Annotated in this window: 22 protein-coding genes and 1 pseudogene; 9 read left to right on the plus strand and 14 right to left on the minus strand. The window is 71.7% G+C overall.

Features of this window, described 5'->3' with window-relative positions; genetic code table 11:
- Window positions 1-154: 154 nt before the first annotated feature.
- From ABZ340_RS33705 to ABZ340_RS33745, 9 genes and pseudogenes are all read right to left on the minus strand, one after another.
- Window positions 155-475: pseudogene (locus ABZ340_RS33705) on the minus strand (cysteine peptidase family C39 domain-containing protein); the annotation flags it as partial.
- A 20-nt stretch (window positions 476-495) separates the two neighbouring features.
- Complete coding sequence (locus tag ABZ340_RS33710; protein ID WP_358785688.1) at window positions 496-3516, minus strand: type 2 lanthipeptide synthetase LanM family protein; 3021 nt, start codon at window positions 3514-3516, stop codon at window positions 496-498.
- A 111-nt stretch (window positions 3517-3627) separates the two neighbouring features.
- Window positions 3628-3789, minus strand: a complete 162-nt coding sequence (locus ABZ340_RS33715) for a class II lanthipeptide, LchA2/BrtA2 family (protein ID WP_358785689.1) — start codon at window positions 3787-3789, stop codon at window positions 3628-3630.
- A 38-nt stretch (window positions 3790-3827) separates the two neighbouring features.
- Window positions 3828-3989 carry a class II lanthipeptide, LchA2/BrtA2 family gene (locus ABZ340_RS33720; protein ID WP_358785690.1) on the minus strand — a complete coding sequence of 54 codons (162 nt, stop codon included), beginning with the start codon at window positions 3987-3989 and terminating at the stop codon, window positions 3828-3830.
- Window positions 3990-4018: 29 nt separating this feature from the next.
- Window positions 4019-4183, minus strand: coding sequence for a plantaricin C family lantibiotic (locus ABZ340_RS33725; RefSeq protein ID WP_189798675.1), 165 nt, complete (start codon window positions 4181-4183; stop codon window positions 4019-4021).
- A gap of 171 nt (window positions 4184-4354) precedes the next feature.
- Complete coding sequence (locus tag ABZ340_RS33730; RefSeq protein ID WP_358785691.1) at window positions 4355-5119, minus strand: ABC transporter permease subunit; 765 nt, start codon at window positions 5117-5119, stop codon at window positions 4355-4357.
- Window positions 5116-6033 carry an ATP-binding cassette domain-containing protein gene (locus tag ABZ340_RS33735; RefSeq protein ID WP_358785692.1) on the minus strand — a complete coding sequence of 306 codons (918 nt, stop codon included), beginning with the start codon at window positions 6031-6033 and terminating at the stop codon, window positions 5116-5118. Before ABZ340_RS33735 ends, ABZ340_RS33730 begins: the two co-directional genes overlap by 4 nt.
- Window positions 6034-6236: 203 nt before the next feature.
- The gene (locus ABZ340_RS33740) at window positions 6237-6545 is read right to left on the minus strand and encodes a transcriptional regulator (protein ID WP_358785693.1); all 309 of its coding nucleotides are present in this window, start codon (window positions 6543-6545) and stop codon (window positions 6237-6239) included.
- Window positions 6545-7051, minus strand: coding sequence for a hypothetical protein (locus ABZ340_RS33745; RefSeq protein ID WP_358785694.1), 507 nt, complete (start codon window positions 7049-7051; stop codon window positions 6545-6547). The genes ABZ340_RS33740 and ABZ340_RS33745 overlap by 1 nt, the downstream gene beginning before the upstream one ends.
- Window positions 7052-7174: 123 nt before the next feature.
- Between ABZ340_RS33745 and ABZ340_RS33750 the strand changes: the two genes are divergently transcribed.
- The 3 genes from ABZ340_RS33750 (at window position 7175) to ABZ340_RS33760 (ending at window position 10879) form a co-directional block, all read left to right on the plus strand.
- On the plus strand, window positions 7175-8161 hold the full coding sequence (locus tag ABZ340_RS33750; protein WP_358785695.1) for an ATP-binding cassette domain-containing protein: 987 nt from the start codon (window positions 7175-7177) through the stop codon (window positions 8159-8161).
- Window positions 8158-9333, plus strand: a complete 1176-nt coding sequence (locus tag ABZ340_RS33755; protein ID WP_358785696.1) for an ABC transporter permease — start codon at window positions 8158-8160, stop codon at window positions 9331-9333. The genes ABZ340_RS33750 and ABZ340_RS33755 overlap by 4 nt, the downstream gene beginning before the upstream one ends.
- Before the next feature lie 247 nt (window positions 9334-9580).
- Window positions 9581-10879 (plus strand): cation:proton antiporter, encoded by a 1299-nt coding sequence (locus ABZ340_RS33760; RefSeq protein WP_358785697.1) that lies wholly within the window; start codon window positions 9581-9583, stop codon window positions 10877-10879.
- Between the two features lie 205 nt (window positions 10880-11084).
- Here the strand turns inward: ABZ340_RS33760 and ychF are convergent, their stop codons facing one another.
- Window positions 11085-12173, minus strand: coding sequence for a redox-regulated ATPase YchF (gene ychF, locus ABZ340_RS33765; protein ID WP_358785698.1), 1089 nt, complete (start codon window positions 12171-12173; stop codon window positions 11085-11087).
- 658 nt (window positions 12174-12831) lie between these two features.
- On the opposite strand from ychF, the gene ABZ340_RS33770 reads away from it, so the two are divergent.
- Window positions 12832-13305, plus strand: coding sequence for a DUF6542 domain-containing protein (locus ABZ340_RS33770; RefSeq protein ID WP_358785699.1), 474 nt, complete (start codon window positions 12832-12834; stop codon window positions 13303-13305).
- A gap of 7 nt (window positions 13306-13312) precedes the next feature.
- Here ABZ340_RS33770 and ppgK read toward each other — a convergent pair whose 3' ends face one another.
- Window positions 13313-14053, minus strand: a complete 741-nt coding sequence (gene ppgK / locus ABZ340_RS33775) for a polyphosphate--glucose phosphotransferase (RefSeq protein ID WP_358785700.1) — start codon at window positions 14051-14053, stop codon at window positions 13313-13315.
- 143 nt (window positions 14054-14196) lie between these two features.
- Window positions 14197-15216 carry a 4-hydroxy-3-methylbut-2-enyl diphosphate reductase gene (locus tag ABZ340_RS33780; RefSeq protein ID WP_358785701.1) on the minus strand — a complete coding sequence of 340 codons (1020 nt, stop codon included), beginning with the start codon at window positions 15214-15216 and terminating at the stop codon, window positions 14197-14199.
- A gap of 62 nt (window positions 15217-15278) precedes the next feature.
- On the opposite strand from ABZ340_RS33780, the gene ABZ340_RS33785 reads away from it, so the two are divergent.
- Genes ABZ340_RS33785 through ABZ340_RS33795 form a run of 3 tightly spaced genes read left to right on the plus strand, consistent with a single transcriptional unit; the run spans window position 15279 to window position 18311 of the window.
- The gene (locus ABZ340_RS33785; protein WP_358785702.1) at window positions 15279-16781 is read left to right on the plus strand and encodes an APC family permease; all 1503 of its coding nucleotides are present in this window, start codon (window positions 15279-15281) and stop codon (window positions 16779-16781) included.
- 48 nt (window positions 16782-16829) lie between these two features.
- The gene (gene xseA / locus ABZ340_RS33790; RefSeq protein WP_358785703.1) at window positions 16830-18038 is read left to right on the plus strand and encodes an exodeoxyribonuclease VII large subunit; all 1209 of its coding nucleotides are present in this window, start codon (window positions 16830-16832) and stop codon (window positions 18036-18038) included.
- A 9-nt stretch (window positions 18039-18047) separates the two neighbouring features.
- Window positions 18048-18311: an exodeoxyribonuclease VII small subunit gene (locus tag ABZ340_RS33795; protein ID WP_358785704.1), complete on the plus strand. Its 264-nt coding sequence runs from the start codon at window positions 18048-18050 to the stop codon at window positions 18309-18311.
- 7 nt (window positions 18312-18318) lie between these two features.
- On the opposite strand, the gene ABZ340_RS33800 is transcribed toward ABZ340_RS33795, so the two are convergent.
- Window positions 18319-18576, minus strand: coding sequence for a DUF4287 domain-containing protein (locus ABZ340_RS33800; protein WP_358785705.1), 258 nt, complete (start codon window positions 18574-18576; stop codon window positions 18319-18321).
- 232 nt (window positions 18577-18808) lie between these two features.
- On the opposite strand from ABZ340_RS33800, the gene ABZ340_RS33805 reads away from it, so the two are divergent.
- On the plus strand, window positions 18809-19399 hold the full coding sequence (locus ABZ340_RS33805) for a malonic semialdehyde reductase (protein ID WP_358785706.1): 591 nt from the start codon (window positions 18809-18811) through the stop codon (window positions 19397-19399).
- Between the two features lie 128 nt (window positions 19400-19527).
- On the plus strand, window positions 19528-20739 hold the full coding sequence (locus ABZ340_RS33810; protein ID WP_358785715.1) for an IS30 family transposase: 1212 nt from the start codon (window positions 19528-19530) through the stop codon (window positions 20737-20739).
- 68 nt (window positions 20740-20807) lie between these two features.
- On the opposite strand, the gene ABZ340_RS33815 is transcribed toward ABZ340_RS33810, so the two are convergent.
- Window positions 20808-21368 carry a DUF4245 domain-containing protein gene (locus ABZ340_RS33815; RefSeq protein ID WP_358785707.1) on the minus strand — a complete coding sequence of 187 codons (561 nt, stop codon included), beginning with the start codon at window positions 21366-21368 and terminating at the stop codon, window positions 20808-20810.
- Window positions 21369-21420: the final 52 nt, after the last annotated feature.

Below are 21420 nucleotides of genomic sequence, written 5' to 3' on the forward strand. Positions count from 1 at the left end.
GCAAGCTCCGCTGCAGCACAACCCGCATCACCGACCTGGTCAAGGCCGCGCTCGCGCTCCACCTCGCGACGTCAAGCTGAGGTTGGAAACGGCTCTCGGTGAAGCTCTTCTCCAGCTCCTCGCGGCTGATCCGGCGCCGTCCGACCGCGGGGTCCATGACGACGGCCGTCCGGCCGTCGAAGCTCTCCAGGACGACGAAGTGGTAGTTCTCCCAGTAGAGGATCACCGGTGAGGTGAAGTTCTCGAGGGCGGCCACGTTCCTGACCCGGTACGGCTTGACCCGCATGCCGCGTGATTCCAGGAACTGCGCCAGCTGGCCGGCCGACAGGCCGTCACGTCCCGCTTCCATGACCTCGCGGGCGCTGACGATCTCCTCCGCGCGCCCGTAGTACCGCAGCAGGGCGATGCACGAGCACAGGCCGCACTCCGTCTGCGTGACCTGGGTCACGGTCGGCACCCGGCGTGCCGTGAACATCTTCTTCCGGTGGGGTCTCGTCACGGTCGGCGCCCTCCCACGGTGAGGGTGAGCGGGCACAGGCGCAGGTCCGGATCGATCCGGTTGAGCAGGTGCAGTGCCAGGCCGGCGCTGCCGACCATGAGGCTGTTGGTGTGCGCGTAGCGGCTGTCGGGGTCGGCCGTCTTGCGGCGGAACACCTCCGGCTGGAGCCATCGGCGCTCCTTCTCCCGCACCTCGGCGTGCAGCGGTGCGCCGGCCGGGCCGGCGACGAAGCGCAGGGCGGCGTGGTTCCCCAGGTCGCCGTGGCACCAGGTCAGGTTGCGGCCGAAACCGAGGCGCAGCGTATTGCCGACCGCCTGGTCCTGCAGGGCCGTGACGTCCTCGCTGCCGGGCACGGTCCCGTAGGCGGACAGGGCCAGTGCGACACCGGTCGAGCCGTGGCACCAGCCCGTCGCGAAGGTTCCCTTCCCCGAGGCCCGGGACGACCAGTTCCGCTCGTCCGGGTCGAAGAACACGTCGAGCCGCTTGACGAGCGCGGTCAGCACCGTCTCGACCAGTGGCCGGTGTTCCGCAGGCAGCAGGGGGTGAGCACGGCCGAGTGCGTACACCACCCCGCTGATGCCGTGGGCGAACCCCGACTGGTCCAGGACCGCCCGGGCGAAGGCCCCCTCTCCCCGGATCGCCCGGGCGAGCAGGAGCGCCACCTCGGTGACCGCTTCGGGCGCGTCGGAACCCACGATGGCCGTGAGGCAGTTCAGCACGCCCGCGAGACCGCTGATGACGTCCAGCGGCAGCCCGTCGGCCGGCTCGGCGCGGATCTGCTCGAGGACCAGGGGCACCGCGCCCCGGGCGGCCCGCACCCAGTCGTCCTCGCCGGCCAGGCGGCCCGCCGCCGAGAGACAGAACAGGACGCCCGCCATGCCGGTGTAGCCGCCGTAACCGGCCTGCCGGAGGCTGCGGGACTCGTAGCGGTGCGAGGCCAGGATGTCGGCAGTCGCCGAGAAGATCTGCCGTGACACGCTCAGATAGCGGTCGTCGCCCAGGACCCGTCCGGCGGCGCCGAGCGTGAGGGCGATTCCGGTCCGGCCGGTGTACAGGTCGTAGCCGAGCACGCCGGGGGGCCAGGGACGGTCGGCCTCCGCGGACGCCAGCGGCCCGATCCAGGTCCTGGGCAGGTGCGCGAAGCGATCGGGAAGGGAGGTCTCGGCCAGGCCGTCGCAGAGCTCACGCGCGAGGGAGACGAGGGCCTGGCGCTCACCGGGGCCGGCACCGCCGTCCGCGGGGGCTGCCGCGTGCCGTACGGGAGACAGGTGGTTGTCCGGGAACTGGGCGGTGAACGCCGACCGGATGAGCCGCAGCTGCCGTACGAGATCGGCCTCGCCGAGGCCGGCTGCCTTGTCGAGGGCGAGTTCCAGCGGGGAGCGGCCGAGCGCGGCGCCCACTTCCCGGCCGTCCCCGTCGCAGATCCGGGTGCCGGTGGCGCCGACGGTGAAGTACGGGACGTCACGCCCGGCCAGCTGCCGGAGCTCCGAGACGACCAGCGGCCGGGCCGAGGTCTTGCTGGCTATGGCGATGCGCTTGAGCAGCGCCAGGTAGGTGGCCGGGTCGTCGAGTGCGCTCGGTCCCGTGGTCATGCGCAGGGTCTGGGAGTAGAGCGCGGTGGGGTTGTGGACGTAGCGGACCCGCAGGCCGTCGGCGATCGTGCGCAGCAGCGTGGTCCAGGTGCCGCGGGCCGCGAGGACCGCGCGGTACGTCCGGGTGAAGCCGTCGGCCATCGCGCGGCCCAGGCGCAGGATCTCCTCCTCGGTCCGCTCGCCGACCACGGTCCTGCGTGCCGGCGCCGCCTGCGGCTTGAGGGAGAGACTGATCCGGTCCGTGTACGGCGCGTCGAAACTCATCTGCTTGAACGGGGAGGTGCCGCGCCCCGGACCACCGAGGAATCCGAGGTCCACATGCCCGCTCCGGTCCTTCTTCCTCCCTGCCATCACCAGCGGCAGGATTCCGACTCCGTAGACCGACTGCCCGATCGTGGTGTACGCGTTCCCCTCGGCTTCCGGAACCGGCCCGACGTGGACCCGCTCCGGGTGGAGGAGGGTCTCGAGATCCACCGGGACGGGACCGCGGCGGGTCGGCACGATGTTCTCGAAGTGCATGTCGCGCGCGTTCAGCAGATACAGGACCGCCGCCAGTTCGCCGCTGTCGCGCATGAAGCGCTCGGAGATGTCGGAGACGTCCTCGGCCTCGATGTACTCGACATACCCGTAACCGTCACGGGCGAGCGCCTTGGCGGTGACGAGACGGGTTCCGAAGGCCGTGTTGAGTTCGTCCGCGAGCCGGACGAAGGCGGCCTCGCAGGACACGTCGCGCGGTTTGTAGACCAGGCGTCTGCCGGACTCGAAGGTGAGGACGCAGACGGCCCGGCCGTGATGGTGGGTGTCGCCCTCGGGGGCGCCGAAGGAGACCAGCCTGTCGTCCGGTGCGAGCCCGAAGGCGTCACGGAGCGCCTCCCGGTCGGCCACCACCCTGGAGCAGAGTTCGACGACGGCGTCGACGGTGCCGGCCAGCAGCACCGGCGTGAGATCCCGCAGTACGGGAAAGCTGAGGCCTCCGACGGCGGTGAACGAGCCGCGGATCGCCTCGTCCACGAAGTACCGGTAGCGCTCCCGGGGGTCGTCCCCCTTGAGGAGGCCCTGCTCGCGGGCGTGGTTGACGGCCGCCACCAGCGGACGGGTGTACATCTCGCGGATGCGGGTCTCCGCCCTGCCGAGCAGTTCGACCAGCGCGTCGTCGGGGTCGGCGAACAGGCCGGGGAAGGCGGCCAGCGGATCCCCGTCCGCGGCACCCGCCGCGATCGCCCTGATCACGTGCTGGAACGGGTATTCCTCCGGTTGTGCCAGCCACTCCTTGACGAACCCGGGCCGGGTGGGTGCCACGGCGGGCTCCCGCGGCTCACCGGCGACGACGGCGAGGACGTGGTCGTCGAACGGTGCGAGCGGCGTGATCGTCTCCTCGATCTCCGTGTCGTCGAACTCCGGGTAGAAGTTGATCGCAGTTCTCATTGCCTGTCCTTCTGCACGCGATGTGAAGTGACCCCCAAAGACGGGGCGGAATGGACCCTTGGGGGTTTCGATCCATTCCGCCCCGCCCGCTTACACCGGCCTACAGAGCACTCAGCAGTCGTTGGTGCACTTGGTGGTCGGGCAGAAGGCGGCGCTGGCCGCCACCGTCACCGCGACGGAGACCGGCGTCGTACCACCGGTGACGTCCGCCTCGCTCAGCTCGATGAGCTCGGCCTCGTCGTACGCCCCGAGCATGTCCTTCTCGTTCTGCATGGTCGCTCCTTCCTCGCTCCTGACAGAGGTCAGCCGGTTCAGCAGTCGTTGGTGCACTTGGTGGTCGGGCAGAAGGCGACGCTGGCCGCCACCGTCACCGCGACGGAGACCGGCGTCGTACCACCGGTGACGTCGGCCTCGCTCAGCTCGACGAGCTCGGCCTCGTCGTACGCCCCGAGGACGTTCTTCTCGTTCTGCATGACGCTTCCTCTCCCGCCTGCGGCAGAGGTCAGTTGCAGTTGGGCTGGCATTCCTTGGTGAGGGTGCACCAGCCGCCGCTGTTGCCCAGCGCGTCCGACAGCGAGAAGGTGTTCGTGGTGCACGCGCCGTACGCGACGCCGTCGAAGTCCTGCTCTTCGATCTCCTCGAGGAGGGACAGGTCACCCTGGTACATGGGGGTTCTCCCTTGTGTGATGGATTCGGACGCCGGACCGTCATGTGTCACCGGCGCCTGGATTCATCTTGGAAGGCAGACATTCGACCCCCGCATCGCCGACGAGGGAGCGCGCGCATCGGCTGCGCACAGGGTCCGCGTGCGCGGGGCACACGGGCCGCACCGGTGCCGTCAGGCGTCGCGGCGCCGCAGGGCCAGGTAGCCGGCGATCGCCGCGCACGCGGTCCACGCCGCGAGGACCGCGAGCCCGGACCACGCGTTCAGCACGTACCCCTCGGGGACGTGCCGGTAGAGCACCAGTCCGCCGGCCTGGTCGGGCAGGAACTGCGCGGCCTTTCCGACGCCGGGCATGTTCGTGAGGATCGTCGAGACCGTGAAGAAGAGCGGCACGAGGATGCCCATGGTGATCGCGGAGGAGCGCAGGAGGGCGGCGACGCCCATGGAGAACACGCAGAGCATGGTCGTGTAGAGCACTGCTCCGATCAGGGCGGGCAGCACACCGTCGTCCGTGAGGGACACGCTCTCGTCCCCCATGGTCGCCTGGGAGAGGAGGAAACTGGTGACCGCGGCGGCGACGGACACCGCCAGGGCCGTCAGGCCGCCGGTGAGCATCTTGGCCGTGTAGAAGATTCCGCGCCGGGGCACCGCGGCCAGTGAACTGCGGATCGTCCCGGAGGAGTACTCGCTGGTGACGATCAGCACGCCGAAGACCACGAGCCCGATCAGCCCCAGCCGCAGTCCGCTGAATCCCGCGGAGACCGGGTCGAAGGACGAGGGGGCGGGTTTGTGCGCGTACTGGTGCTGTACGACGGCTCCGGTGAGCACGGCGAAGGCGAGGCTGAGGACGACGCAGAGGACGAGGCTCCACGGCATGGAGCGCAGGGTGCGCACCTTGGACCACTCGAAACCGACGGCCGCGTTCAGGTCGTTCTTCATCGCGCTGCCCCCTGCTCTGCGCGGTACTCGACGGCATCCGCGGTGAACTGCATGAACGCCTCCTCCAGGGAGGCGGTCCGCGGACTGACCTCGTAGACGGCGATCCGGTTCTCGGCGGCGAGGGTGCCCACCGTCCTCGGATCGGTGCCCACCGCCTCGAGCGATCCGCCGGGCCCGTCGTCCACCTGGACACCGCGGGCGGCCAGGAGGCCGCGCATGCGCTCGGGTTCGGGTGTGCGGATGAGGACGTAGGACCGGGAGTTGCCCCTGATGAAGTCCTCCACGGAGGTGTCGGCGAGGAGCCGGCCGCGTCCGATCACGACCAGGTGCCCGGCGGTCAGCGCCATCTCGCTCATCAGGTGGCTGGAGACCAGGACCGCGCGGCCCTCGTCCGCCATGCGCTTCATCAGGTCGCGGATCCACTTCACGCCCTCCGGATCGAGGCCGTTGACCGGCTCGTCGAGCAGCAGTGCCGGCGGGTCGCCGAGAAGAGCGGCGGCGATGCCGAGGCGCTGGGCCATGCCCAGCGACAGCCCCTTCGCCCGCTTGTCCGCGACGCTCGCGAGTCCCGCCATCTCCAGGAGTTCGTCGACACGCCGCAGCGGCAGCCGGTTGCTGCGGGCCAGACCCGCCAGATGTCCCCGCACGCTCCGGCCGCCGTGCACCGCGCGGGCGTCGAGCAGCGCGCCCACGGTGGTCAGGGGGCGGGGCAGGTCCTCGTAGCGCTTGCCGTCGATGAGGACTTCGCCCGAGGTGGGACGGTCGAGACCGATCATCGCGCGGATCGTCGTGGATTTCCCCGCTCCGTTGGGTCCCAGGAAGCCGGTCACTCGTCCCGGCTCGATCCGAAAGCTGAGCCCGTCGACCGCCCGGGTCGTTCCGTAGTATTTCGTCAGCTCTCGCACTTCGATCATCACGCTGAATCTCCCATGATCAACTCCCCGTACGGGGCGTGAGCACTCGGAAGGAAACGGGACGAAGGCCGGCCACCCGTTCGATCACGCCTCTCAGGGCCATGACGGGGCATAACGGTCCCTCATGGGCCGCGGCAGGCCGCCCGGGAATCGGGCGCGCCGGAGACGTCCGGGAACGCGAAGACGCGAAGACGCGGCCGCGGTCAGTCGTCCGGCCCCGCGGCACGTGCCGTCGCCGCGATCCGCTCCAGCGCCGCCGCATGCCGCGCGAACGCCTTCCGCCCCTTCGGCGTGAGCCGTGCGAGCGTACGCCGGGTGCTCGCGCCCACCTGCTTGCGCACCTCGACATACCCCTCGGCGGCGAGCGCCGACAGCTGCTTGGACAGGGCGGAGTCACTCGTGCCGACCGAATCCCGGATGAATCCGAACTCGGTCCATCCCGCGGGCGCCAGCAGGGCGACGATCGTCAGCCGCGGGGCCGGGTGCAGGAAGGCGTCGAAGTCGGCGTCCATCAGTACCGCCACCCCGCCCGGCGCCGCAGCCGCGCCTCGGCGGCCCGGCGAGCGCGGGGCGCCGCCAGCAGACAGGCCCCGACCACCACCACCGCGGCGACGAGATGAGGCGCCGGCACCCCGCCCGAGGAGAGCGCCGCCGCCAGCCCCCGGAACACCCCGAACGCGGCGACCCCGCAGGCCAGCCCCACCAGCACGGCTCCGGCACCCATCCTGCCGCGGACCGGCGCGCCGTACGTGTGGCGGACCGCCATCAGCGCCACCAGCAGCAGCCCCGGGACCAGCACCGCACCGCCCCAGGGATGGGGCAGGTCGAAGGAGGCGAAGGAGACGAACAGCAGCAGCGCCGCCACCAGGAGGGAGGAACGGGACATGCCGAACTGCAATTCGGCCATACCGGACTGCTCCTGCCGCCTGCGGATGTCCTCGAGCGCCGCCCGGGCGTCGGCCGGTGTCACGGCCTGCCGGTCGAGGGGGTTCCTGTCGCGCTTGCCGTCGGACGCCATCGGCCCTCACACCCTCCCGAGGAGCATCGCTACTTTCCTATCGGGAAAGTAGCAGGTATTTTCCCGACGGGAAAGTCGGCTCCGCGCACAGACCGAAGAGAGGAAGAAGGAAGGGGAGGGCCCGTGAAACCTCTCGGACTCGAAGGCGTCTCGAAGCGCTTCGGTTCCCAACAGGCGCTGGACTCACTGTCGTTCGCCGTAAGACCGGGCGAGATATTCGGCTTCGTCGGCGGCAACGGGGCGGGCAAGACCACGGCCATGCGCATCGGTGTCGGGGTGCTCGCGCCGGACCACGGACAGGTGCTGTGGGGTGAAGTGCCGGTCGGGAGGCTGGAGTCGGCGCGGTTCGGCTACATGCCGGAGGAGCGCGGGCTGTATCCCAAGATGACCGTGGCCCGGCAACTGGTCTACCTCGGCGAACTCCACGGCCTGTCCCGTGCCGACGCCCGCGAGGCGATGCTCCGCTGGACGGAGAGACTGCGGATCACCCAGCACCGCGACAAGCGGGTGGACACCCTCAGCCTGGGCAACCAGCAGCGCGTACAGCTGGCCGCCGCCCTGGTCCATGATCCCGAACTCCTCATCCTGGACGAGCCGTTCTCCGGTCTCGACCCGCTCGCCGTGGACGACATGAGCGCGGTCCTGCGCGACAAGGCCGCCCAGGGCGTTCCCGTGCTCTTCTCCAGTCACCAGCTGGAGCTGGTCGAGCAGCTCTGCGACCGGGTCGGAATCGTGCGCGCCGGACGCCTCGCGGCCTGCGGCACCCTTGAGGAGCTGCGGCCCGCGGACACGAACGCCCAGGTGTACGTCGAGGTCGAGGGCGCCGGCGAGGACTGGCCCTCGGGCTGCGCCGCGGCTGCCGGGTTCCGGGCGCACCAGCAGGGCGTCCTGGTGGATCTCGCCGCGGGTTGCACCGAGAACGACCTGCTGGGGGAGGCGGTGCGGCACGGCACCGTACGGCAGCTGCGGCGACAGGTGCCCAGCCTCGCCGAGCTGTTCCGGGATCTGGTCGAACCGGCCGGGGACCCACCGCCCACGGACTGCGCGGGCACCGGTGCCCCAGCCGTGGGGAAGACCCGTATCACCGACCGGGACGAGGTGGCCGCGTGAAGCGCCTCCGCCCCGAGCAGCACGTCCTGCGCCCCACCCGTGTCCGCCTGGTCTACGTCCGGGAACTGAAGGCGCGGATGTTCACCAGGGGCTATCTCGTCAGCCTGGCTCTGCTCTCCCTCGTCACCTTCGGCCTGGTGATCGGCTTCAACCTGATAGGGCGCAGCACCTCCGCCACCGTGGCCGTCTGCGGCACACCGGCCGCGTCGCTCGGCACCGCGCCACCCGGTGTGCGGGTGACGTCGTGCGACGGCATGGCGGAGGCACGGAAGCTCGTCGAGGACAAGGACGCGGACGCGGCCGTGGTCGTCGCCGGGGGCCACGCCTCCCTCCTGGTCCGCGCCGACACCGGCGATCAGGCACGGGCGGGCGCCGCCGCACTGGCCGAGACCTGGGCCGGCCACCAGGCCCTGCTCCGGCAGGACGTGGATCTGGGGCGCCTGGCACGGGACACCGCGGCCGCCGCGCCCACCACCGTGACCGTCGGGAACTCCGTCGGCACGCTCCAGCTGGGCGCCGCCGCGAGCCTGATCATCATCCTGTTCATGCAGGTCGTCAATCAGGGGTCGGTGATCGCGCAGGGCGTGGTCGAGGAGAAGTCCACCCGTGTGGTGGAGGTGCTGCTCGCCACGCTCACTCCACTGGAACTGCTCGTGGGCAAGGTCTCCGGCATCGTCACGGCCGGAATGGTGCAGGTGGCCGCGATGCTCGGCGCGGTCATGGGGGCGCAGTCGACGATCTCCGAGCAGACCATCGCGATGCCGGGGCCGCGGGCCCTGGTGGTGACGGTGCTCTGGTTCCTCCTGACCTTCGCCATGTTCGCCTCGCTGTACGCGGCGGCCGGATCACTGGTGTCGAGACCTGAGGACCTGCAGGGCGTGCTGACGCCGGTGATGCTGCTCGCCCTGGCGCCGGTCGGTGCGGCGACGGCGGCCGCCGCCCATCTCTCCGCGTCCTGGGTCTCGGTCGTGCAGTACATACCGCCCTTCTCCGGCCTGCTGATACCGCTCAAGGCCTCGGTGGGCACGGCGACCGTGCAGGAGCAGCTCGCCGCCGCCGGCATCCTGCTGGTGGTCACGGCCTGCTGCATGACCCTCGCCGGGAGGATCTACCGCAACTCGGTGCTGAGGGTGGGCGCGCCGATCCGGTGGCGACAGGCACTGGCCGCCTGACCTCTGGTCTCCGCCGGTGGGCGGCACGGGTCCGGTGGCGGACCGCCGGGCCCGGCCCCTGCCCGGCGCCGCCGCCCCCGTCAGGCGCAGCCGGCGTCACGGGCCCCGCACGCCGCGGCCGTGTCTCACACCGCCTCGGGCAGCGTCCGCCGCCCGCCGCCTTCGACGCGGTCCGGGCCGCGCCTTCCCTTCCACCGCTCCCAGCGGGCGGACACCCTGTTCCCCTCACCCAAGGCCGGTAGTTGCCATGAGCACCAGTCCAGACCTTGTTCACCTCTTCACCGGGATCGCGTCCGCCGTACTGCTGTCCCGGATCGCCGGACGGATCGCCGTCCGGCTGCGTCAGCCGCCCGTGGTCGGCGAGATCGCCGCCGGCGTGCTGATGGGCCCCACCGTCCTGCACGGTGCCGTCGGCGCGTTCCTCTTCCCCGTGGACATACGCCCGGTGCTCTCCGCCGTCGCCAACATCGGGCTCGCTCTCTTCATGTTCGGCGTCGGCCTGCACCTGCGACCGGCAGACCTGTCAGGGCAGCTGAGGACCGCGGGCATCGTCGCCGTCGGTGCCACCGCCCCCGTCTTCCTGCTCGGTACGGGCCTGGCGCTGCTCCTGACGTCAGGAAGTCCGGGCGGTGCTTCCGCCGCCACCGTCGTGTTCCTCGGTCTCGCGCTCTCCATCACCGCCCTGCCCGTCCTGGCCCGCATACTCGTCGACCGGGGCCTGACCGCCACCCGCGAGGGCACCGTCGCCATGGCGTCCGCCGCGGTGGTGGACGTACTGGCCTGGGTCGCGCTCGCCGCCCTCGCGGCGCTCGTGTCGGACGGACGTGCGGTCGTTCTGCTCTTCGTGCCCTATCTGCTGCTCATGCTGGTCGTGGTACGGCCGCTGCTCGCCCGTACGGCCCGGCGGCCCGGACCACCCGTACTGATCGTCGGCGCGCTGCTCTCGGCCGCCGCGACCGAGGCCATGGGCATGCACCTGATCTTCGGCGCGCTGCTCTTCGGGCTCGTCGTCCCCCGCGGCCACGAAAACTCCGCCGGTGGTACCGGGACTTCCGCGGCCCCGGCCGCCCCAGCCCCGTCGGCGCTCGGCCGTCTGCGCGAGTCCGCCGAACAGACCTCCGCGCTCCTGATGCCGGCCTTCTTCGTGCTCAGCGGCCTCTCGGTGGACCTCGGCGGTCTGGACGGCCGCGGGCTGGCCGAGCTGGCGCTGATCATGGTGGTGGCGGTGGCCGGCAAGACCGGCGGCACCTACGCCGCCGCGCGGATCGGCCGGCTGCCGGCACGTTCGGCGGCGGTGCTCGCCGCCCTGATGAACACCCGCGGCCTGACGGAGCTGGTGGTGCTCTCGGTCGGACTCCAACTGAGCCTGATCGACCAGGACCTGTACTCGATCATGGTCGTCATGGCCCTGGTCACCACTGCGATGACCGGCCCGCTCCTCACTCTGCTGGACCGCCGCGCCCCGGCCGGGCCGCCGGTGCCCGACGACCGCGGGGACACGCGCCGAGTCCTCCCGCTCGCACACGATCAGGGAGTGCCGAGCTGACGCCTCGGTCCCGTAACCGGTGGCAGCGGTGGAGCGGCCCGTGCGGCAGGGCCCCGGCCGAAGCCCGCTCCCCCGCTCTCTCCCGATCCACCGCACGACACCCGCTGAACCAGCGCCCGTACAACCGGCAGGGCCGCCCCGAAACCGGGGCGGCTCCACGGACCCGCACATGCGGCAACGCGTGACGGACGCGCCGCCGAAACCGTCAGACGTTGAAGCGGAACTCCACCACGTCCCCGTCCTGCATCACGTAGTCCTTGCCCTCCATGCGGGCCTTGCCCTTGGCGCGGGCCTCGGCGACCGAGCCGGTCTCGACCAGGTCGTCGAAGGAGATGACCTCGGCCTTGATGAAGCCCTTCTGGAAGTCGGTGTGGATGACACCGGCGGCCTCGGGGGCGGTGGCGCCCTTCTTGATGGTCCAGGCGCGGGATTCCTTGGGGCCGGCGGTGAGGTAGGTCTGCAGGCCCAGGGTGTCGAAGCCCACGCGGGCCAGGGTGGCGAGGCCGGGCTCGTCCTGGCCGACGGACTGGAGCAGTTCGAGGGCCTCGTCCTCGTCGAGCTCGGCCAGGTCGGCCTCCAGCTTGGCGTTGAGGAAGATCGCCTCGGCGGGGGCGACCAGCGCGCGCTGCTCGTTCTTGAAGTCCTCGTCGACCAGCTCGTCCTCGTCGACGTTGAAGACGTAGAGGAACGGCTTCGTCGTCAGCAGGTGCAGGTCGTGCAGGAGCTCGGCGCGCTCGCTGCCCTGGACGATGCCGTGGGCGAAGAGCGTGTCGCCCTTCTCCAGGATCTCCTTGGCCTCCTCGACGGCCTTGACCTTGGGCGCCACGTCCTTCTTGATCCGGGACTCCTTCTGGAGGCGGGGAAGGACCTTCTCGATGGTCTGGAGGTCGGCGAGGATCAGCTCGGTGTTGATCGTCTCGATGTCGTCCTTGGGCGAGACCTTGCCGTCGACGTGGACGACGTTCTCGTCCTTGAAGGCGCGGATGACCTGGCAGATCGCGTCGGACTCGCGGATGTTCGCGAGGAACTTGTTGCCCAGGCCCTCGCCCTCGCTGGCGCCGCGCACGATGCCGGCGATGTCGACGAAGTCGACGGTGGCCGGGATGACCTTCTCCGAGGAGAAGATCTCGGCCAGCTTGGCCAGCCGGGCGTCCGGCACGCCCACGACGCCGACGTTGGGCTCGATCGTGGCGAACGGGTAGTTGGCCGCCAGCACGTCGTTCTTGGTCAGGGCGTTGAACAGGGTCGACTTGCCGACATTCGGCAGACCGACGATTCCGATCGTGAGCGACACGTTGCGACTTCCCGTACGTGAGGATGAGAGGACTGGGACTGGGGACTGGACTTCGGCTTCCTGGGCCCGGGTCCCTCGTGGCTGGCAGGGATGACGCACGGGCCGATCCACCAGTCTACGGCGTGCCCCGCCCCGGCCCCGGCGCGGCGTCGAACGCTTGGCCAAGCCGGGCCCGACGGCGTGTCTGAGGGCCGATTCAGCACATAAACCGACCTAAGTTGGTCCAGTGGAGCAACACAGGACGCGATCCCCGCAACACGGCGAGCGACGGAGCGGGCCGCCGCTGCCCCCGCAGACGGGCCGCGGGTCCGCCGGTGACTCGGCGGGCCGCGGGGCGGCCGAGGGGCCGATGACGGCGGCGCGGGCGGCAGGGGGCGCGGGGGCCGGGCGCCGGCCGGCGAACGGGCCCCTCGTGTCCGGTCCGCGCGGCGGGCCGGACGGGCGGGCGGCGGAGGGGCGGGCGGCGGGCAGACGGACGACGGACGGGCGGGCGGTGGACGCCGGGCTGGTCCGGCAGGGGAAGGGGGCCGGTCCGGGCGGGCCCGGGGTGAAGGGCCGGCCGGGCAAGCAGGGAACGCGAGGTGGGCAGGGGGCCCGGGGCGGGCAGGACAGACCGGTGCGGAGTGGCGGGCGGCCCGGGGCTCCGCGGTCGTCCGGTGTGGCCGCCCCGCGGGCCGCACGTCCGGTGCCGGCCGGACGCCCGCCGCTGGTCGCACGGGCCGTACGCGCCGTGCGGCGGATGCCCAATCCCCGGCTGACCGGGCTGGGCAGCGGCTTGTTCTGCGTGGCCGCGACGGTCGCGCTCGGGTGTCTCGACCGGGTGCTGTTCGGGGCCTCCCTGACGCTGTACGGCGTGCTGTTCCTGCCGGTGTGCGTGCTGACCGGGCTGTGGGTGCGCCGGGGCGATCTGCTGATCGCGCCCGTGGTCGTGCCGATCGCGTTCGCCGTGGGGCTGGTGGCCGTCGCCGAGAGCGGTGAGGGCGCCGGCGGGCGGCTGATGGGACTGGTGACCGCGCTGGCCACGGAGGCGGGGTGGCTGTACGGGGGGACGCTGCTCACGGGGCTGACCGTGATCGTGCGGAGGATCCGCCTGGTCCGCCGCCGCACCGCCCGGGGCCGCCCGCCGGGGTGAGCCCCCCTCAGCCCGCCGCCCGCATCGCCGCCCCGACGATCCCCGCGTTGTTCTGCAGCCGGGCCGGGACGATCTCCGCCCTGATGCCCTCCAGGTGGTGCAGGAACTTGTGGGACTTGCGGCTGACGCCGCCGCCGATGATGAACAGCTCGGGGGAGAAGAGCATCTCGACGTGGGCGAGGTACTTCCGGACGCGGTGGGCCCACTGCTCCCACGACAGGTCGAGGTCGTCCTTGACCTTGCTGGAGGCGCGCTTCTCCGCGTCGTGGCCGTCGAGCTCCAGGTGGCCCAGCTCGGTGTTGGGGACGAGGACGCCGTCGGTGAAGACGGCGCTGCCGATGCCGGTGCCGAAGGTGAGGACGATGACGGTGCCGCGGCGGTCGCGGCCGGCGCCGAAGTGCATCTCGGCGACCCCCGCCGCGTCCGCGTCGTTGACGACCGTCACCGGCAGCCCGCCCAGCCGGTCGCCGAACAGCGCGCGGGCGTCGGTGTCGATCCAGCTGCTGTCGACGTTGGCCGCCGTGCGGACGGTGGCGCCGCCGGTGACCACGCCCGGGAAGGTCAGGCCGACCGGCCCCGTCCAGCCGAAGTGGTCGACGACCTGCTTCACGCCGTCGGCCACGCTCTCGGGCGTCGCCGGATGCGGGGTGAGCACCTTGCAGCGCTCTGCCGCCAGGTCGCCCCTGTCGAGGTCCACGGGGGCGCCCTTGATGCCGGATCCGCCGATGTCCACGCCGAAGATCTGCATGGCCCTACGTTACGACGGACGACTGACAGTCACTCCCCGTCGGACGGGAACGGGTGGCTCCGCCGGGTGGGAACCGGGGGCCTGCCGGGACCGGCCGCCGCGCCGGACGTCACTCCCCGTCGGTCGTCACCCGGCGCCGGACGTCACTCGGTGCCGGACGCTCCCGCGCCGCCCCGCTCCGCCACCAGCGCCGCCGCCTCGTCGCGCAGGTCGCGGCGCAGCTCCTTGGGCAGCGAGAAGGTGATGGACTCCTCGGCGGCCTTGACGATCTCCACGTCCTCGAAACCGCGCCGGGCGAGCCACTCCAGCACCTGCTCGACCAGGACCTCCGGGACCGAGGCGCCGGAGGTGACGCCGACCGTGGAGACCCCGTCCAGCCAGCTCTCGTCGATCTCGTCGGCGAAGTCCACCAGGTACGCGGCGCGGGCGCCGGCCTGCTTGGCGACCTCGACGAGCCGCTTGGAGTTGGAGGAGTTGCGGGAGCCGACGACGATCACCAGGTCGGCCTCGGCGCCCATCTGCTTCACCGCGAGCTGGCGGTTCTGCGTGGCGTAGCAGATGTCGTCGCTGGGCGGGGAGATCAGCTGCGGGAACTTCTCCTTCAGCGCGTCGACGGTCTCCATGGTCTCGTCGACGGAGAGCGTGGTCTGGGAGAGCCAGACGACCTTGGACGGGTCGCGGACCTCGACCTTCTCCACGTCGCCCGGCCCGTCGACGAGCTGGATGTGGTCCGGGGCCTCGCCGGAGGTGCCGATGACCTCCTCGTGGCCCTCGTGGCCGATCAGGAGGATGTCGTAGTCCTCCTTGGCGAAGCGGACGGCTTCCTTGTGGACCTTGGTGACCAGGGGGCAGGTCGCATCGATGGTGGCGAGCCGGCCGCGCTGGGCCTCCTCGTGGACGACGGGAGCCACACCGTGGGCGGAGAACATCACGATGTTCCCCGGAGGGACCTCCTCCGTCCGTTCGACGAAGATGGCGCCCTTCTTCTCCAGCGTCTGGACGACGTACTTGTTGTGGACGATCTCGTGCCGGACGTAGATCGGGGCCCCGTACTGCTCCAGGGCCTTCTCGACGGCGATCACGGCGCGGTCCACACCCGCGCAGTAGCCCCGGGGGGCGGCGAGCAGGACACGGCGGCCAGGCGAAGCGGTCATGGGAACCATCGTAAGGCCGCGTTCGGCGGGTCAGAGATCGCGTGGTCGTCGCGTTCCCGGGGAGACTGACCGTGAGCCGGGAGGCTGGAGCGACGGATGAGGCAGAGGCGACGGGCGAGGCACGGGCGGAGGCGCTGATGGCCGGGATGCCGGAGAGGCCGGGGGGAGAGGGAAGGGCGGGGCGGGCGGAGACGTCCGGGGCCGGCGCGGCGGAGCGGGAGGGCGGCGAGGGGCGCGGCCTGCGGCGCACGCTCGGCTTCCGGGACCTGGTCGTCTACGGGCTGCTGTTCATCGCGCCGATGGCGCCGGTCGGCGTGTTCGGCACGCTGGACGCCAAGTCGCACGGCGCGGTCGCGCTGGTGTACCTGATCGCGACCGTGGCGATGGCGTTCACCGCGTTCAGTTACGCCCAGATGGTGCGGGTGGTCCCGCAGGCGGGCTCGGTGTTCGCCTACGCGCGCGTGGGGCTCGGCCGGGGGGCCGGTTTCGTCGCCGGGTGGATGGCGGCGCTGGACTACGTCCTCATCCCCGCCGTCGCCTACCTGTTCTCCGGGATCGCGATGAACGAGCTGGTCCCGGGGGTGTCGCAGTGGGTGTGGACGGCGCTGGCGGTGGTGATCACGACCCTGCTGAACCTGTGGGGCGTGCGGGCGGCGGCCCGCGTGGGTTTCCTGGTGCTGGCCATGGAGATCGTCGTGCTGCTGGTGTTCGTCGTGGCGGCGCTCGTCGTCCTCGCCCGTGACGGCGCGGAGCGGGGCTGGCTGTCGCCCCTGACCGGGGACGGCTCGCAGGGGGCGTTCGCGCTGTCGGCGGTGATCGGCGCGGTGTCGGTGGCGGTGCTGTCGTACCTCGGTTTCGACGCGATCGCGACGTTCGCGGAGGAGGCCGCCGGCGGGTCGCACCGGGTGGCGCGGGCGCTGCTGTTCTGCCTGGCGCTGGCGGGGCTGCTGTTCGTGGCGCAGACGTACCTGGTGGCGCTGCTGGAGCCGGTGTCGTCGGCCCGGCTGGCGGCGGATCCGGGACGGCAGGGGTCGGCGTTCTACGACGCCGTGGAGGCGTCGGTCGGGACGTGGCTGCAGGACCTGGTGGCGGTGAGCAAGGCGATCGGCGCCGCGTTCGCCGCGCTGGCCGGGCAGGCGGCGGCCGGGCGGCTGCTGTTCGCGATGGGGCGCGAGGGGCGGCTGCCCCGGGTGCTGGCGCGGACCGATTCCGGGGTGCCGCGGGTGGCGCTGCTGTGCGCGGCCGTGGTCACGCTGGTGGCGGCGGTGTGGGCGGCGCGGCGGGACGACGGGATGGACCATCTGGTGTCGGTGGTCGACATCGGCGCGCTGACCGCGTTCACGCTGCTGCACGCGAGCGTGGTGGGCTGGTTCGCGGTGCGGCGCAAGGGCCCGGCGGTGAGCTGGTGGCGGCATGTGCTGGTGCCCGTGGTGGGGGCGGTGATCACCGTGGCCGTGATCGTGGAGGCGTCCGGGGCGGCGCAGGTGGTGGGTGCGGTCTGGCTGCTGGCCGGGCTGGTGGTGCTGGCGGTCCAGGGCAGGAGAGGCGGGCGGGGTCCGGCCGGTGCGGGGTGAGCGTGCGGGCCGGGGCCGTTGTCGGCGCCTGCCGTTACGCTCGGGCGCATGGCTGTGAACACGACTCCCGAGTCCCCCCTTCCCGTCGGTGAGGTGTCGCGGCTGATCGGGGGGTGGATCGACCGGCTCGGCGCGGTGTGGGTCGAGGGGCAGATCACGCAGTTGTCGCGGCGGCCGGGCGCGGGGGTGGTGTTCCTGACGCTGCGCGACCCGTCGTACGACGTCTCCGTCAGCGTGACCTGCTACCGGCAGGTGTTCGACGCGGTCGCCGATGTGATCGGCGAGGGTGCCCGGGTCGTCGTGCACGCCAAGCCGGAGTGGTACGCCCCGCGGGGGCAGCTGTCGCTGCGGGCCGCCGAGATCAAGCCCGTGGGGGTCGGGGAGCTGCTGGCGCGCCTGGAGCAGCTGAAGAAGAGCCTCGCGCGGGAGGGCTTGTTCGCGCCGGAGCGCAAGAAGCCGCTGCCGTTCCTGCCCCACCTCGTCGGGCTGGTGTGCGGGCGGGCCTCGGCGGCCGAGCGGGACGTGCTGGAGAACGCGCGGCGCCGCTGGCCGGCCGTGCGCTTCGAGGTGCGCAACGTGGCCGTGCAGGGCGTGCACGCGGTGCCGCAGGTGGTGCGGGCGGTCGAGGAGCTCGACGCGATCGACGACGTGGACGTGATCGTCGTCGCGCGGGGCGGCGGCAGTGTGGAGGATCTGCTGCCGTTCTCCGACGAGCAGCTGGTGCGCACGGTCGCGGCCTGCCGTACGCCCGTGGTGTCGGCGATCGGCCACGAGCCGGACACCCCGCTGCTCGACTACGTCGCCGACGTGCGCGCCTCCACCCCCACCGACGCGGCGAAGAAGGTGGTGCCGGACGTCGGCGAGGAGTACGAGCGCGTACGGCTGCTGCGGGACCGGGCGCGGCGCTGTGTGCGGGCGCTGGTGGAGCGGGAGGAGCGGGGGCTCGCCCACGCGCTCGCGCGGCCCGCGCTCCAGGACCCGCACCGGATGGTCGACGAGCGGGCCGAGCAGGTGGCGTCCCTGCTCGACCGGAGCCGGCGCACCCTGCGGCACCATCTCGACCGTGCCGATTCCGAGCTGACGCACACACGCGCGCGCGTGGAGGCCCTCTCCCCCGCCGCGACCCTCAAGCGGGGGTACGCGGTGCTCCAGCGGGCCGACGGGCAGGCCGTGCGCGACCCGGGCGAGGTGAGCGCCGGGGAGGCGCTGCGCGCGCGGGTGTCCGAGGGCGAGTTCTCCGTACGAGTCGACGCATAGGGTGAGCGGATGACCAGCGAGGTGGAGCAGACGGCGGCCGAGGCCGAGGCGCTCGGATACGAGCAGGCCCGGGACGAGCTGATCGAGGTCGTACGGCGGCTGGAGGCGGGCGGTACGACGCTGGAGGAGTCCCTCGCCCTGTGGGAGCGGGGCGAGGAGCTGGCGAAGATCTGCCGGCGCCGGCTGGACGGGGCCCGGGCGCGGCTGGACGCGGCGCTGGCGGAGGAGGCCGAGGCGGAGACCGGGGAGCGGGAGGGCCCCGGGGCCCCGTAGCGGGCGGCTACTTCCCCGCGGTCTCGGCGAGGGTGTGCGCGACGAGGGCGTTGGCGTGCCCGTGGCCCAGGCCGTGCTCCGTCTTGAGCCAGGCGACGAGTTCCATGTGCCGGGTCAGGGGCGAGGCGCGGATCAGCTCCTTCCACTCGGCGATGGGACGGCCGTACTTCTTCTCGATGGACGGGAAGTAGCCGGCGGGCCCCTTCACTCTCGTCACGCCGTCCGCGCTCTTCGCGGTGTTCGCGGTGTTCGCGGTGTTCGTCATGTCGGTGTGATCCCTTCCCGGCGCGGGGCCGTCCCGGCGATGTGGTCGCGTGTCACCTGGTACGACCGCGTGGGACGGCCGGAATCACCGGGCCGCCGGGCGTGACCTGCGTCACCTCACCCCCTTCGGGATGCGTGAAGCGGATCACCGCACCCCCCTTTTGGTTGAACATTGAACTTCCCTGGCGTAAGGTCACCCCCGTAACCCGGTCCGTACGGAAAGAAAGCCACCTATGTCTCTCCTCCTCGACCCCGCCGCCCAGGACCTGCTGTTCCGCGAGGCCCGCACCGCGAACACCTTCACCGACGAGCCGGTGACCGACGAGCAGATGCAGGCGATCTACGACCTGGTCAAGTACGGTCCGACCGCCTTCAACCAGTCCCCGCTGCGCATCACACTGGTCCGCTCCCCCGAGGCCCGCGAGCGCCTGGTGCAGCACATGGCCGAGGGCAACCGGCCCAAGACGGCCTCCGCCCCGCTGGTCGCGATCCTGTCGGCGGACAACGAGTTCCACGAGGAGCTGCCCGCGCTCTTCCCGCACTTCCCGCAGGCCAAGGACGTCTTCTTCGCCGACCGCCCGGTCCGCGAGAACGCCGCCGCGCTGAACGCCGCCCTCCAGGCCGCCTACTTCATCGTCGGCGTCCGCGCCGCCGGTCTGGCCGCCGGCCCGATGACCGGTTTCGACTTCGAGGGCGTCCGCAAGGAGTTCCTCGACGACGACCACACCCCGCTGATGGTCGTCAACATCGGCAAGCCGGGCCCGGACGCCTGGTACCCGCGCTCCCCGCGCCTGGCCTACGAGCAGGTCGTCACCACCGTCTGAGCCCCGCCCGGACACGAGGAAGGCCCCCGGCGGTGCTTGAGTTCTAGCGGTCGTTGCAACACCCCAGCCCAAGGGGTGCAATGGACTTCGAGATCCGGGAGAACCGGGGGCGACCGACCGGGAAGAGGATGGCCCGGGAGCGGGCCGCATACTTCCAGCTCATGGAGCAGGGCTACAGCACCCGGGAAGCGGCCCGGATCGTCGGGATCAACCTGCGTACCGGCAAGCGGTGGCGCAACGGCTGGCACGCGCCGGGCAAGGGCAAGAAGGCGGTTCCTCCGATCTACCCGCTGCCGGGGCAGACTCCGGCAGCGGGTTCTGAGGAACCGCCTCCGCCCTCGCGGTATCTGCGGGAGTGCGACCGCGTCCACATAGCCGACCGGCTGCGCGAGAAGGCGTCCGTCCGGCAGATCGCCGCCGAGCTGGGCCGCAGCCCCTCCACCATCAGCCGGGAGATACGGCGCAACCGCCGGCCCATGCCCAAGGGCGGATTCACCTACCAGCCCTTCCACGCTCACCGCCGGGCCGAGCGCCGGCTCGCCCGCCCCAAGGCGGGCAAGATCGGCCAGAACCCTGAGCTGCGGGACTTCATCCAGGACCACCTTGAACGGCGGTGGAGTCCCGAGCAGATATGCCAGGCTCTGCGGATCCGCTTCCCCGATCGGCCGGAGATGCACGTGGTCCACGAGACGGTCTACCAGGCCCTCTATGTCCAGGGCCGCGGTGAACTCCGCCGGGAACTGACCCGTGCCCTTCGGACCGGCCGGGCCGTGAGACGCCCTCACCGCCACGCGGCCAAGCGCATCAGCCGGCCGGTCAAGAACATGGTCATGATCAGCCAGCGGCCCGCTGAAGCGGCCGACAGGGCTGTCCCCGGCCACTGGGAGGGCGATCTGATCATCGGCAGGAACGGCAAGTCCGCCATCGGCACCCTGGTCGAACGCTCCACCCGCTACCTGATGCTCGTGCACCTGCCCGCCGGACACACTGCCATCGCCACGCGCGACGCGCTCGCCGCGACCGTCCAGGCCCTCCCACGGCACCTCTGGCGGTCCCTGACCTGGGACCAGGGCTCGGAGATGGCTGCCCACCGGGCGTTCACCGTCGCCACCGACATCCCGGTCTACTTCTGCGACCCGGCCAGCCCCTGGCAGCGCGGCTCGAACGAGAACACGAACGGCCTGCTGCGGCAGTACTTCCCCAAGGGCACAGACCTGGCTGCCCACACTCCCGAGGACCTGGCGGCCGTCGCCGCCGAGCTGAACAGCCGACCACGCAAAACGCTCGGCTGGGAAACCCCAGCCGAGCGCCTCGCTAAGCTCCTGGCCACAGCCAGTTGATCACCGGTGTTGCAACGACCCCTGGAATTCGCCGTGTGCCGGGGGCCTTCCTCGTGCGCCTTCGGGGCTCACCCCGTCTTCAGGGCCGCCGCCACCTTCGTCAGCTGGCCGAACGACGCCGTGCCGGTCACGACGGTCGTCGCGCGCCCGGCGCTCTCGCCGTCGCCCCCCTCGGCCGCCCGGGAGTCCTCCAGCACCAGCGCGTCGTACCGGCCGCCCGTGTACCGGACCCACGTCCGGCCGCCGATCTCCTGGGTGACCCCGGTCTCCCGCGCGCCCTGGCTCGCCTCCTCGATGAACCGGGAGCGCTTCTCCATGGACTGCTCGACCGCCACGTACTCGCCGTCGGGGGCGTGGTAGCCCAGGTGCCAGCGGTAGAAGTCGTCGCGCTGGAAGCGGACCGAGGTCGGCTTCCACGCCTCGGGCAGGCCCTCGGGCGCGGCGACCGGGTAGGGCGCGGCCCGGCGCGCGGTGAGCAGCTCGACCCGGTAGTCGGCCCTCTTGATGTCGGGTTCCGCGTCGTCGTCGTGCGGGATGAAGAGCCACATGACGCCACCCACGAGCACGATGACGGCCAGGGAGAGGACCATGTCCCGCGCCGTCTTCTGCTTGCCGTTCGTACCTGCCACGCCCCCTATCGTCGCAGGTGCCTGAAGCGCTCATCCGTGGGGTCCCCTGCTC

It is taken from the genome of Streptomyces sp. NPDC006134, assembly GCF_040628835.1.
Classification (GTDB): Bacteria; Actinomycetota; Actinomycetes; order Streptomycetales; family Streptomycetaceae; genus Streptomyces.

Bases quoted from the DNA above. Each gene is read 5' to 3' on its own strand.
- ABZ340_RS33710 (WP_358785688.1), bottom strand. From the start codon at position 3,516: ATGAGAACTGCGATCAACTTCTACCCGGAGTTCGACGACACGGAGATC.
- ABZ340_RS33715 (WP_358785689.1), bottom strand. From the start codon at position 3,789: ATGCAGAACGAGAAGGACATGCTCGGGGCGTACGACGAGGCCGAGCTC.
- ABZ340_RS33720 (WP_358785690.1), bottom strand. From the start codon at position 3,989: ATGCAGAACGAGAAGAACGTCCTCGGGGCGTACGACGAGGCCGAGCTC.
- ABZ340_RS33725 (WP_189798675.1), bottom strand. From the start codon at position 4,183: ATGTACCAGGGTGACCTGTCCCTCCTCGAGGAGATCGAAGAGCAGGAC.
- ABZ340_RS33730 (WP_358785691.1), bottom strand. From the start codon at position 5,119: ATGAAGAACGACCTGAACGCGGCCGTCGGTTTCGAGTGGTCCAAGGTG.
- ABZ340_RS33735 (WP_358785692.1), bottom strand. From the start codon at position 6,033: ATGATCGAAGTGCGAGAGCTGACGAAATACTACGGAACGACCCGGGCG.
- ABZ340_RS33740 (WP_358785693.1), bottom strand. From the start codon at position 6,545: ATGGACGCCGACTTCGACGCCTTCCTGCACCCGGCCCCGCGGCTGACG.
- ABZ340_RS33745 (WP_358785694.1), bottom strand. From the start codon at position 7,051: ATGGCGTCCGACGGCAAGCGCGACAGGAACCCCCTCGACCGGCAGGCC.
- ABZ340_RS33760 (WP_358785697.1), top strand. From the start codon at position 9,581: ATGAGCACCAGTCCAGACCTTGTTCACCTCTTCACCGGGATCGCGTCC.
- ppgK (WP_358785700.1), bottom strand. From the start codon at position 14,053: ATGCAGATCTTCGGCGTGGACATCGGCGGATCCGGCATCAAGGGCGCC.
- ABZ340_RS33780 (WP_358785701.1), bottom strand. From the start codon at position 15,216: ATGGTTCCCATGACCGCTTCGCCTGGCCGCCGTGTCCTGCTCGCCGCC.
- xseA (WP_358785703.1), top strand. From the start codon at position 16,830: ATGGCTGTGAACACGACTCCCGAGTCCCCCCTTCCCGTCGGTGAGGTG.
- ABZ340_RS33795 (WP_358785704.1), top strand. From the start codon at position 18,048: ATGACCAGCGAGGTGGAGCAGACGGCGGCCGAGGCCGAGGCGCTCGGA.
- ABZ340_RS33800 (WP_358785705.1), bottom strand. From the start codon at position 18,576: ATGACGAACACCGCGAACACCGCGAACACCGCGAAGAGCGCGGACGGC.
- ABZ340_RS33805 (WP_358785706.1), top strand. From the start codon at position 18,809: ATGTCTCTCCTCCTCGACCCCGCCGCCCAGGACCTGCTGTTCCGCGAG.
- ABZ340_RS33810 (WP_358785715.1), top strand. From the start codon at position 19,528: ATGGCCCGGGAGCGGGCCGCATACTTCCAGCTCATGGAGCAGGGCTAC.